General features: G+C 75.9%; 11 protein-coding genes. 6 read left to right on the forward strand and 5 right to left on the reverse strand.

Translation table 11 applies throughout. The annotated features are described in order from the left end of the window. Positions 1-35: 35 nt before the first annotated feature. Complete coding sequence (locus ACI789_RS24345; protein ID WP_457012129.1) at positions 36-443, reverse strand: four-helix bundle copper-binding protein; 408 nt, start codon at positions 441-443, stop codon at positions 36-38. 120 nt (positions 444-563) lie between these two features. Between ACI789_RS24345 and ACI789_RS24350 the strand changes: the two genes are divergently transcribed. Genes ACI789_RS24350 through ACI789_RS24360 form a run of 3 tightly spaced genes read left to right on the forward strand, consistent with a single transcriptional unit; the run spans position 564 to position 4,164 of the window. Beyond that, entirely contained in the window at positions 564-3,023 is a 2,460-nt protein-coding gene (locus ACI789_RS24350; RefSeq protein WP_457012130.1) for a molybdopterin oxidoreductase family protein, read from the forward strand. Beyond that, on the forward strand, positions 3,020-3,502 hold the full coding sequence (locus ACI789_RS24355; protein WP_456919508.1) for a hypothetical protein: 483 nt from the start codon (positions 3,020-3,022) through the stop codon (positions 3,500-3,502). The genes ACI789_RS24350 and ACI789_RS24355 overlap by 4 nt, the downstream gene beginning before the upstream one ends. Beyond that, complete coding sequence (locus tag ACI789_RS24360) at positions 3,502-4,164, forward strand: hypothetical protein (protein WP_457012131.1); 663 nt, start codon at positions 3,502-3,504, stop codon at positions 4,162-4,164. The genes ACI789_RS24355 and ACI789_RS24360 overlap by 1 nt, the downstream gene beginning before the upstream one ends. A gap of 34 nt (positions 4,165-4,198) precedes the next feature. On the opposite strand, the gene ACI789_RS24365 is transcribed toward ACI789_RS24360, so the two are convergent. The 4 genes from ACI789_RS24365 to ACI789_RS24380 all read right to left on the reverse strand — a co-directional run bounded on the left by ACI789_RS24365 (position 4,199) and on the right by ACI789_RS24380 (position 8,189). Then, positions 4,199-5,089, reverse strand: a complete 891-nt coding sequence (locus tag ACI789_RS24365; RefSeq protein ID WP_457012132.1) for an outer membrane protein assembly factor BamB family protein — start codon at positions 5,087-5,089, stop codon at positions 4,199-4,201. Between the two features lie 17 nt (positions 5,090-5,106). Beyond that, complete coding sequence (locus tag ACI789_RS24370) at positions 5,107-5,538, reverse strand: hypothetical protein (protein ID WP_457012133.1); 432 nt, start codon at positions 5,536-5,538, stop codon at positions 5,107-5,109. 172 nt (positions 5,539-5,710) lie between these two features. Then, the gene (locus ACI789_RS24375; protein WP_457012134.1) at positions 5,711-7,498 is read right to left on the reverse strand and encodes a thiamine pyrophosphate-requiring protein; all 1,788 of its coding nucleotides are present in this window, start codon (positions 7,496-7,498) and stop codon (positions 5,711-5,713) included. 37 nt (positions 7,499-7,535) lie between these two features. Next, entirely contained in the window at positions 7,536-8,189 is a 654-nt protein-coding gene (locus ACI789_RS24380; RefSeq protein WP_457012135.1) for a phosphoribosyltransferase, read from the reverse strand. Positions 8,190-8,315: 126 nt separating this feature from the next. On the opposite strand from ACI789_RS24380, the gene ACI789_RS24385 reads away from it, so the two are divergent. The 3 genes from ACI789_RS24385 to ACI789_RS24395 form a co-directional block, all read left to right on the forward strand. Then, on the forward strand, positions 8,316-9,266 hold the full coding sequence (locus ACI789_RS24385) for a Gfo/Idh/MocA family protein (RefSeq protein ID WP_457012136.1): 951 nt from the start codon (positions 8,316-8,318) through the stop codon (positions 9,264-9,266). After that, complete coding sequence (locus tag ACI789_RS24390; protein WP_457012137.1) at positions 9,263-10,372, forward strand: zinc-dependent alcohol dehydrogenase; 1,110 nt, start codon at positions 9,263-9,265, stop codon at positions 10,370-10,372. Before ACI789_RS24385 ends, ACI789_RS24390 begins: the two co-directional genes overlap by 4 nt. 14 nt (positions 10,373-10,386) lie before the next feature. After that, on the forward strand, positions 10,387-11,592 hold a 1,206-nt coding region (locus ACI789_RS24395; RefSeq protein WP_457012138.1), incomplete at its 3' end, for a glycosyltransferase.

Raw genomic sequence — 11,592 nt, forward strand, 5'->3', positions numbered from 1 at the left:
GCAGAGATGGCCATCTCTGCCCCTCGGGCCGGCTCTCAGCCGAGGGAGCCGATCAGATCCCGGCAGGCCTGCTCGCAGCGGCGGCAGGCCTCGGCGCACACGCGGCAGTGCTCGTGCATCTCGGCGTGCCGGTCGCACTCGTCGCCGCACGCCTTGCACGCGGCGGCGCACGCCTCGAGCACCGCGCGGGTCAGGTTGGCGTCGTAGCCGGTGTGCCGGGACAGCACCCGGCCGGTGGCGTCGCAGACGTCGGCGCAGTCGGCGTTGGTGCGGATGCACTTGGTGAGCTCGGCGACCATGTCCTCGCTCAGGCAGGCGTCGGCGCACGCGGTGCACGCCTGGGCGCACTCGACGCACGCCTCGATGCAGGCGAGCAGCTTCCCCCGGTCGACCCCGCCGAGGTCCTTCGGGTAGGTGTCGAGCATCCGGTCGGCAACGGTCACGGTGGTCTCCCTCGTCGTGTGCGGTGGGCACCGGTGTCCTACCCGGGCCGCCTCCCGGGACGCGTCTCGTCACGGAGCCGTCATGGGAGCGGTCGTCCCCGGTTGGGTAGGACAACCGCCATGTCACGCATCGACCGGATCGCCGAGCCGTGGGGGACCCGAACGCCGTACGGGCCGGGGGAGACCTGGCCGACGCGGGTCGACTCGTACCTGGCCGACGGGCTGACCGAGGACGACGTCGACCGGTGGGTGCAGTCGGCGACGATCCTGCACTCCAACGGCGACGGCCTGGACATCGCGGTGAAGGACGGCCGCATCGTCGGCGTCCGCGGCCGGGCGGTGGACCGGGTCAACCACGGCCGGCTGGGCCCCAAGGACCTGTTCGGCTGGCAGGCCAACAACTCTCCGGACCGGCTCACCCGACCGCTCGTCCGGCGGGACGGCGAGCTGGTGGAGACCGACTGGGACACCGCGATGGCCGCGGTCGCCGGCCGCTGCCGCGAGCTGCTCGACGAGCAGGGGCCCAGTGCGATCGCGTTCTACACCACCGGTCAGCTCTTCCTCGAGGAGTACTACACGCTCGGGCTGATCGCGCACGGCGGCATCGGCACCAACCACGTCGACGGCAACACCCGGCTGTGCACGGCCACCGCGGCCGCCGCGCTCAAGGAGTCGTTCGCCTCCGACGGGCAGCCCGGCTCCTACACCGACATCGACTCCGCCGACGTGATCACCCTCTACGGGCACAACATGGCCGAGACCCAGACGGTGCTGTGGACCCGCGTGCTCGACCGGCTGGCCGGGCCCAACCCGCCGGCGCTGGTCTGCGTGGACCCGCGGGAGACGCCGGTGGCCCGGGCGGCGACGGTGCACCTGGCACCCCGGCCAGGGACGAACGTGATGCTGGTGAACGCCCTGCTGCACGAGATCGTCGCCAACGACTGGGTCGACTCCGACTACGTCGAGGCGCACGCGGTCGGCTTCGACGAGCTGGCGAAGCGGGTCCAGGACTACCCGCCCGAGGTCGCCGCCGAGGTGTGCGACGTCCCGGTGGCGCAGATCCGGGAGGCCGCCCGGCTGATCGGCACCGCGCAGCGGCTGGTCTCCACCGTGCTGCAGGGCTTCTACCAGTCCCACCAGGCCACCGCGGCCGCCGTTCAGGTGAACAACGTGCACATCGTGCGCGGCATGCTCGGCCGGCCCGGGTGCGGGATCCTGCAGATGAACGGCCAGCCCACCGCGCAGAACACCCGGGAAGCCGGGGCGGACGGCGACCTGCCCGGCTTCCGCAACTGGTCCAACGAGGCCCACGTGCAGGACCTCGCCCGGGTCTGGAACGTCGATCCGATGGACATCCCGCACTACTCACCGCCCACCCACGTGATGCAGCAGCTGCGCTACATCGAGGAGGGCTCGATCCGCTTCCTCTACGTGACCGCGACCAACCCGGCGGTGTCCCTGCCGGAACTGCGTCGCGTCCGTGAGCTGCTGAGCCAGGAGCGGCTGTTCCTGGTGGTCCAGGACCTCTTCCTGTCCGAGACCGCGCAGCTGGCCGACGTCGTCCTGCCCGCGGCCACCTGGGGGGAGAAGACGGGGACGTTCACCAACGTCGACCGCACCGTGCACCTGTCGGAGAAGGCCGTGGACCCGCCGGGGGAGGCGCGGCCGGATCTCGACATCCTGATCGACTTCGCCTCCCGGCTGGGGCTGCGGGACAGGGACGGCGCCCCGCTGGTGAAGTGGTCCGACCCGGAGGGCGCGTTCGAGGGGTGGAAGGAGTGCAGCCGCGGCCGGCCGTGCGACTACACCGGCCTGTCCTACGGCGCGCTGCGCGGCGGCAGTGGCATCCAGTGGCCGTGCACCGAGGAGCACCCCGAGGGCACCGAGCACATCTACGTCGACGGGCAGTTCTGGGCCGACCCCGACCACTGCGAGAGCTACGGCCGTGACCTGGTCACCGGCGCGCCCCTGGACGAGACCGAGTACCGGGCGCTCAACCCCGGCGGCAAGGCGGTGCTCAAGGCGGCCGAGTACCTCCCGCCCCACGAGCTGCCCAGCCAGGACTTCCCCTTCCAGCTGGTCACCGGCCGCACGCTGTACCACTTCCACACCCGCACCAAGACCGGCCGCGCACCCCAGCTGCAGGCCGCCGCACCCGAGGTGTGGGTCGAGATGTCCTCCTCCGACGCCGCCGACCGCGGTTGGGGCGAGGGCGACCTGCTCGAGGTGGCCACCCCCCGGGGCCGGGTGCAGGGCCGGCTGCGGATCAGCGGCATCCGGCCCGGCGTGGTCTTCCTGCCCTTCCACTACGGCTACTGGGACGAGCCCGGCGGTTTCGGACCCTCCGGGGACGGCGGGCGGGCGGCCAACGAGCTCACGCTCACCGACTGGGACGCCTGCTCCAAGCAGCCGATCTTCAAGACCGCCGCCGCCGCGGTGACCCGGCTCGCCGAGGCCACCGGACCCGCCCCGGCGCCCACGACGACCGGGTCGCGGCCGGTGGCGGCGGAGGTGCCACCCACCCGCGGCGGCACCGCTGCCGAGGCGGTCGAGGACCTGGGTGAGGGAGGTGCGCGGTGAAGCTGCACCTGGCCATCGAGGAGCTGCACCGCTCGGAGAACCACCTGCACCGGGTGCTGCTGGCGGTGTCGGACCGGCACAAGGCCGACCACGAGGTCTTCTACGTGGCCCGGGACATCGCCCGGTGGTCCGGCCGGCACGTCACCGAGCTGGCCCGGATCGGCACCGACCACGGCCTCGACCTGGACCCGGAACCCCGGGGCGAGCCCGGCATCCTCGAGCGGGTCCAACAGGCGGCCTCGGACCTGTTCGGACGACGTCCCGAACCAGGGCTGCTGCTGCTCGCCGACCTGCGGCACGTGCACCGGGAGGCCGCGGGGGTGTCGCTGGACTGGGAGCTGCTCGCCCAGGCCGCCCAGGGCGCGCGGCAGCGCGACCTGTTCCAGCTGGCGCGGCGCTGCCACCCCGACACGCTGCGCCAGATGCGCTGGGCCAACGCCAAGCTCAAGGAGTCCGCGACCCAGGCCCTGGTGAGCTGATGAGCGAGCCGCTGACCCGCGTCGTCCTCCGCCCGATCGCCACGCCCCTCCCGCTGGGCTTCCTCGCCCTGGCCCTGGCGACCGTCGTGTTCGCCGCCGTCCAGCTCGGGTGGATCCCGCCCGACCAGGGCCGGATCGCCGGCCTCACCGCCCTGGCCGCCACGGTGCCGCTGCAACTCACCGCGGCGGTCGTCGGATTCCTCGCGCGCGACCCGGTGGCCGCCACCGGGATGGGCGTGCTGACCGGCACGTGGGCCGTCGTCGCCCTCACCACGCTCACGTCGCCCGCGGGTGCCACCAGCGCGGGCCTCGGCGTCCTGCTGGTGACCGCCGGAGTGGCCATGCAGGTGCCGGCGGTCTCCGCCGCGGCGAGCAAGCTCGTCCCGGCCGCGGTCATGTGCCTGGCCGGGATCCGGTTCGCCGTCACCGGCGCCGCCCACCTCACCGGGTCCGCGTCCTGGCAGTCGGCCGCCGGGTGGGTCGGTCTCGCCCTCGGGATCCTGGCGCTGTACGCGGCGCTGGCGCTGGAACTCGAGGGCAGCGAGCGGCGCACCGTCCTGCCGCTCGGTCGCCGAGGTCCCGGCCGCGCCGCAGTGGAGGGGGACGGTCCACTGGGGCCGTCCTCGCTCGCGGGGGAGGCCGGCGTCCGGCCCCAGCTGTGAGCCCCTCCGGCGACGGACGCCGGGCCGGGCCGGCTCAGGTCCCCGGGACGCGGTAGGCCACCAGCGTCTGGGGGACGTTGGTCTTGTTGAACAGCGTGCCGCCGCCGATGGTCAGGGTCTGCGGGAAGCCGTTCTGCCGGGCCGGGATGCTGACCAGGGCCGAGGTCCTGGTGCCGGTGGCGGCGAACCCGAGGATCCGGGAGGCGAGGACGCCGGAGGACGTCCGGTACTCGTTGACGACCCAGACCACGCTGCCGCCGCGCACCACCGGGGTGGAGTAGTCGCCGAGCGTCGTCGTCCACTGCTGCGCGCCGGTCGCGACGGACAGGCGGGCGATCACCCCGGCGTAGGTGTCGCCGTAGCGGTTGGCCGGCACGGGCTTGCGGTAGGTGACGAACACGGTGCTGCCGTCGGCCGCGCCCAGGGCCAGTTCGGTGCCCGACGGGAACGACCTCGTCCACACCGCCGAGCAGGTGGCCCTGCCGCAGCCGGCGGCGTCGACCGCGACGACGGAGTTCCCGCTGCGTGCGAGGAGACGGCTGCCGGCGACGACCGGGGTGCCCTGCCCGGGTGCGCTCCAGAGCCTGCGTCCGGTGGCGGCGTCGTACGCGGTGACCCCCGGGGTCCGCGGCTCGTAGCCGACGTACAGGACGCCGGCGCCCAGCGCGATCCCGACGCCCTGGCGGTCCTCGAGGCGGACGCTCCACTGCGGCTTGCCGTCACTGAGCCGGTAGGCCGCCAGCGTGTAGTCCGACAGGTACACGTAGGCCCGGGTGGCGTCGGCGTAGACCCGGTGGCTGGACCAGGCGTAGCTCTGCGCGCTGTTCGGGGCCACCTTGCTGGTCCAGACGACCCTGCGGCTGGACGTGTCGACCGCCATCAGCCCGGCCCCGGCCGTGCGCGGTTCCTGGAACGGGATCAGCACGAGTCTGCCGGCGACGGTCACGCCGTCGGGAAGAACAGCTGGTTCGGCGCGGACAGGGACACCTGCCACAGGGTCTTCCCGGTCCGCGTCGAGGCGGCGACCAGGGTGCTCGGGTCGGTCGGGCTCCAGTACCGGTGCACGTAGTAGACGACGTCGCCGACGACGGTCGGGCGCTGGCCGCCCTCGGCGTTGGCCCGGTCGGCGGTCCACGCCTGGGCCACGCGGGCGGCGTTGCCCGGGGTGATCGTCGCCTCGCCGGGGTTGTGCAGCGCGTTGCCGTTCCCGCCGGAGGGCGAGGTCCAGGCACTCGGGGCCGCCGCGGTGGCCGGCAGCGCGGGCAGGACCAGGCTCAGCCCGAGCGCCGCCGCCAGCAGGGCCAGCCTGCGGCGCACCGGTCGACGCCGCACGGCGACGGTCCTGCTCGTCGGACGGTGCTGGACTGCGGTCACGCGGCTCTCCCCGGCTCGGTGCAGCGACGCGCCGGATCCGATCACGCTGCGTGAACCCTCGCGACGCCACGGCGCGCGGACCTGCTCGGATTCGTCCGACCGGGTGACCGCGGCCACGACGGACGGTGATCGGGTGGAGTCGCCCGGTGTCCGGGGCGGCCCACCCGCGGGTCTAGGAGGTCTGCGCACCCTCCTGGGCGGCGTAGGTGTCGAGCAGCGCCCGCGCGTGCTCGCCGGCCGGGCCCTCCTGCGCCAGCCCGGAGCGGAAGGAGTCCAGCTTCTGCTCGCCGGCCGGGAACGGCGGCAGCAGCGGCACGTCGGGGTCGGCCAGGACCTCCAGCACCACCGGCCGGTCAGCGGCCAGCGCCCGGTCCCACGCCGGACCGAGCTCGGCGGGGTCGGTCACCCGGATCCCGGTGAGCCCCAGCAGCTCGGCGTAGCCGGCGTAGGGGAAGTCCGGCAGCGACTGGCTGTCGTCGAAGCGGGGGTCGCCCTCCATCTCCCGCTGCTCCCAGGTGACCTCGGCCAGGTCGCGGTTGTGCAGCACGCAGACGACGAACCGGGGGTCGGCCCACTGCCGCCAGCGGTGCGCCACGGTCACCAGCTCGGCGTTGCCCAGCATCTGCATCGCGCCGTCCCCGCTGAGCGCGACCACCGGGCGGCCCGGCTCGGCCAGCTTGGCGGCCAGCCCGTAGGGCACCGAGCACCCCATCGAGGCCAGCGTGCTGGACAGGTGGGCCGGCACTGCCTCGGGCAGCCGCAGGTGGCGGGCGTACCAGTAGGTCACCGACCCGACGTCCACGGCCACCTGCGCGTCGGCGGGCAGCCGCGGGCTGAGCTCGGTCACCACCCGCTCCGGGTTCACCGGCTCGGCCGGCGTGTGCGCGCGCCGCTGCGCCAGCTCCCGCCAGGAGCGGACGGCGCCCTCGACCTCGGCCCGCCACGGGCTGCGGTCCCGCTCGGCCAGCAGCGGGAGCAGCGCGCGCAGCGTCTCGCCGGCGTCGCCGAGCAGCGGGACCTCCACCGGGTAGCGGCCGCCCAGGTGGCGCCCGTCGAGGTCGATCTGCACGGCCCGGGCCTGCCCCGGCGGCGGGTAGTACTCGGTCCACGGGTCGTTGGTGCCGACCATCAGCAGGGTGTCGCAGTTCCCGAGGACGAAGCCGCTGGCCGTCGTCCCCAGGTGGCCCATGACGCCCGCCGCGAGCGGGTGGTCCTCGTCGACGTGCGGCTTGCCCAGCAGGCTGGTGGCGATGCCCGCCCCCAGCCGTTCGGCGACGGCGAGGACCTCGGCGCGGGCGGTCCGGGCGCCCTGGCCGACCAGCAGCGCCACCCGCTCCCCGGCGTCCAGCAGGTCCGCGGCGGCGCGCAGGTCGTCGTCGTGCGGCAGGACCCGCCCCTGCCGCCAGGTCGGCGCGGTCACCACGACGCCGTGCTCCTGGTCGCCCTCGGGGGCCGGCAGCTGCTGCACGTCGTGGGGGAGGACGACGACCGTCGGGGAGCGGGTCGCCAGCGCGGTGCGGAACGCCCGGTCGAGGACCAGGGGGAGCTGCTCGGCCGTCGTCGCCACCTGGGCGAACTGCGCGGCGACGTCCTTGACCAGGGAGAGCAGGTCGATCTCCTGCTGGTACTGCGAGCCCATCACCGTGCGCTGCTGCTGGCCCATGACCGCGACGACCGGGACGCCGTCGAGCTTGGCGTCGTAGAGGCCGGTGAGCAGGTGCACCGCGCCCGGCCCCTGGGTGGACAGCACGACGCCGACGCCGCCGGTGTACTTGGCGTGCCCGACGGCCATGAACGCGGCGGCCTCCTCGTGCCGCGCCTGCACGAACTCCGGCTCCCCGGCCCGCCGCAGCGCGCCCATGACGGCGTTGATGCCGTCGCCGGAGTAGCCGAAGACCCGGGGGACGCCCCACTGCCGCAGCCGTTCGACGACCAGGTCCGCGACCAGACGCTCGCTCATGGCCGCCCCCTACCCGCGGGGCCGGGGTCGTGACGCCTCAGCGCGCCGCGCCGTCGAGCGCGGCGCGGACCTCGTCGTCGGTGGTGGCGCGGAAGTCGTCGTAGCCCTGGCCGACCGCGGCGAACGACGCCGGCGCCCAGAGCGAGACCACGTCGTCGACCTCGGCCGCGATCCGCTCGCAGGCGAACGGCGAGGCGACCGGCACGGCGATCGTGAGCCGGGCCGGTCCCTGCCGGCGGACGGCTGCGACGGCGGCGCGCATGGTGGAGCCGGTGGCCAGGCCGTCGTCCACCACGACCACCGGCCGCCCGGCCAGCGGCGTCGCAGCCCGGCCCTGCCGGTAGGCGGCCTCCCGGCGGCGCAGCTCGGCGATCTCCCCCTCCCGGGCCCGGCCGAAGGCCTCGTCGTCCACGGCGACGCGCGCGAGGACCCGCTCCTCGCGCACGGTCTCCACCTCCTCGCCGGCGGCGGCGATCGCGCCCATCGCCAGCTCCGGCTGCCAGGGCACGCCGACCTTGCGGACGACGACGATGTCCAGCGTCCCGCCGAGCGCCCGGGCGACCTCCGCGGCGACCACCACCCCACCCCGTGGCAGCCCGAGGACGACGGAGTCCGGGCCGGCGGAGTCGGTCAGGCGGGCGGCGAGGGCACGGCCGGCCTCGGCCCGGTCGGCGAAGGGCTTCGCGGTCACGGTGCTCCCGGGAGGTCGGCCCGTTCCGCGCGCGTGGGCTGCGCCCGTCCGGTCTACCCGGGACGGCCGGCCGGTACGCCGGCCGTCCCGGGGTTGCCGGGCGGCCGCCCTGGGCAGGGAGGCGGCGTGACGACGAGGATCGGCCTGGTCGGGGCCGGGTTCATCGCCGGGCGGCACGTGGACTCCCTGTGCGGGATCGACGGCGTGGCCGTCGCCGGGGTCGCCGACCCGCGCACGGACCGCGCGGAGGTGCTGGCCGCCCGCTCGGGCGCCGCCGCCTACGCCCGGTGGGAGGACCTGCTCGACGGCGAGGAGCTCGACGCGCTCTACGTCTGCGTGCCGCCGCACGCGCACGGCGCGGTGGAGGAGGCCGCGGTCGACCGCGGGCTGCCGCTGTTCGTGGAGAAACCGCTCGCCACCGACCTGGCGACCGCCGAGCGGCTGGCCGACCGCGTCGACGCCGCCGGCCTGCTCACCGCGGTCGGCTACCACTGGCGCCACCTCGACACCCTGGAGCTGGCCCGGGACCTGCTCGCCGGCGCACCGGCCCGCATGGTGCTCGGCGCCTGGCTGGACCGGGCGCCGCGGGTCGACTGGTGGGCCCGGCAGGACGGCTCCGGCGGGCAGACCGTGGAGCAGGCCACCCACCTGTTCGACGTCGCCCGCGTGCTGGTCGGGGAGGTGGCCGGCGGCTGGGCCACCGGCTCGCGGTCCCCGGACGGCCCCGGCGACATCCTCGACGTGTGCACCGCCGCGCTGCGCTTCGAGAGCGGGGCGGTGGGCTCGTTCGCCAACAGCTGCCTGCTGCCCCGGGGCTTCCGGATCGGCGTCGAGGTGGTCGCCCCGGGCCTGGGCCTGTTCCTCACCGAGCACCAGCTGGTGGTGAGCGACGCCGACGGCGAGCGGACCGTCGACCGGCGGGTCGACCCCATCGAGGCCGAGGACCGCGCGTTCGTCGCCGCCGTCCGCGGGGAGGGCGACGACGTCCGGACGCCGTACCGGGAGGCGCTGCGCACGCACCGGCTGGCCACCGCGGTGGCCGCGGCCGCGGCCGACGGCGGGACGGTGCAGCTGTGAGCGGGCGGCCGATCCGGACCATCGGGGTCGTCTCGCCCGGCGAGCCGGCGATCCTGGACGACGAGGAGCCCGAGCCCGGCCCCGGCCAGGCGTGGGTGCACACGGAGTGGAGCGGGGTGAGCGCGGGCACCGAGGTGGCGATCGTCCGCGGCACCGACCCGCACCACCTGCTGCACTGGGACCCCGACACCCGCTCGTTCGACGACAGCGGCCCGACCGCGGCCTACCCCGTCCGCGCGCTGGGCTACATGGAGGTCGGCCGGGTCACCGAGAGCCGCACGCCCGCCCTCGCCGAGGGATCGCTGGTGGCGCTGGCCTACGGGCACCGCACCGGGCGCTGCGTCGACCCGGCCACGACGACCGTCGTCCCGGTGCCCGACGACCTCGACCCGGTCCTCGGGGTCTACCTGGCGCAGATGGGACCGATCTGCGTCAACGGGCTGCTCCATGCGGCCGCCGCGTTCGCCGGGCCCGACGCGACCCTCGACGCCGGCGTCCGCGACCGGCACGTGCTGGTCACCGGTGCGGGCGTGATCGGTCTGCTCTCGGCGCTGCTCGCCGTCCGGCACGGCGCCGCCGACGTCGTGGTGGCCGAGCCGTCGCCGGCCCGCCGCGCGGTCGCCGAGACGCTGGGCCTGGCCACCGTGGACGACGCCGACGCCTCGGCGTGGCGGGCGGTCAAGCAGCGCTGGCGGCACTGGCCCGGCGACGCCGGCGCCGACGTCGTGCTGCAGTGCCGCGGCCACGACGCGGCGCTGGCCACCGCGCTCAAGGCGCTGCGGCCGCAGGGCGTCGCCGTCGACCTGGGCTTCTACCAGGCCGGGGCGGAGGCGGTGCGGCTCGGCGAGGAGTTCCACCACAACGGCCTGTCGGTCGTCTGCGCGCAGATCAGCCGGGTGCCCCGCGGGATGGCCGGCGCGTGGCCGCGGACCGCGCTGGCCGAGGTCACCCTCGACCTGCTGCGGGCCCGCGGGGACGACGTCCGCGGCTGCCTGGTCACCGACGTCCTGCCCTTCGAGGAGGGGCCGCGGCTGCTCTCGGACCTGGCCGGGCGCCGGCTGGCCGCTCCGCCGCTGCAGGCGGTGCTGCGCTTCGACGCCCCCTGACGTGGCCCCCTGACGTGCGGGTCCTGCTGGTCGGCAACCACTGGACGCCGGGACCCGGCGGGGCCGAGACGGTGCTGGTGCTCACCGCCGACCTGCTGCGCGCCGCCGGCACCGAGGTGGTGCCGTTCGCCGTCGCCGAGGAGCGCACCCTGCCCACCCCGGTGCGCGACCTGCTGCCCGCCGCGGCGGGGGCGGGCGCCCGCACCCGCGCCGGGGAGGCGTGGGCCGGCACCTGGTCACCGCGCGTGTACCGGGCGCTGACGCGGGTGGTCGACCGGGTGCGTCCCGACGTGGCGCACGTGCACCACGTCTTCGAGCGGCTCACCGTCTCGGTGCTCGACGCGCTGCGCCGGCGCGGGGTGCCGACCGTCATGACGCTGCACGACTACAAGCCGGTCTGCCCGAACTACCGGCTGTTCACCGAGGGCGCGCCGTGCACCCGGTGCCTGTCGGGGCGGTACGGGCAGGTGGTCCGGCACCGCTGCCTGGAGGGCTCCCGCTGGCGCGCGGTCGCCGCGGCCGCCGACGCCTACGCGTCCCGGGCGCGCGGGGTGTACGAGCGGGTCGACGCCCTGCTCGCGCCGAGCGCGCACCTGCGCGAGCGGGTGGTGGCCGGCGGGCTGCCGGCCGCGCGGGTGACCGTGCTGCCCAACCCGGTGGCCGCCGCGTCGGCGCCGCGCCCGGCGCCGGACGGCCCGCCGGTGGTGCTGTACGCCTCGCGGCTGGTGGCGGAGAAGGGCGTCGACGTGCTGCTGGACGCCGCGGGCCGGCTGCCGGCCGGCGTGCGGGTGCGGCTGCTGGGCTCGGGCCGCGTGGAGCGGCAGGTGCGGGCGCGGGTCGCCGCCGAGGGTCTGCCGGTCGACGTCCTGGGTCCCCAGCCGCCGGAGGCGGTCCGGGCGCACCTGCGGGAGGCGACCGTCGCCGTCCTGCCGGCGCTGTGGGAGGAGAACTGCCCGATGGCCGTCCTCGAGGCGGCGGCGCAGGGCGTCCCCGTGGTCGCCTCCGCCATCGGCGGCATCCCGGAGCTGGTGGACGACGGCCGCACCGGCCTGCTGGTCCCGCCCGGCGACGCCGGCGCCCTGGCCGGGGCGCTCACCCGGGTGGTGGCGCACCCCGCCGCGGCCGCGGCGCTGGGCCGGGCCGGGTGGGGGGGGGCGCGCGCCCGCCTGCACCCCTCCCCCCACCACCCCCCCCACCCCACCCACAAACCAACACAATAC

Source organism: Geodermatophilus sp. SYSU D00965, assembly GCF_054050075.1.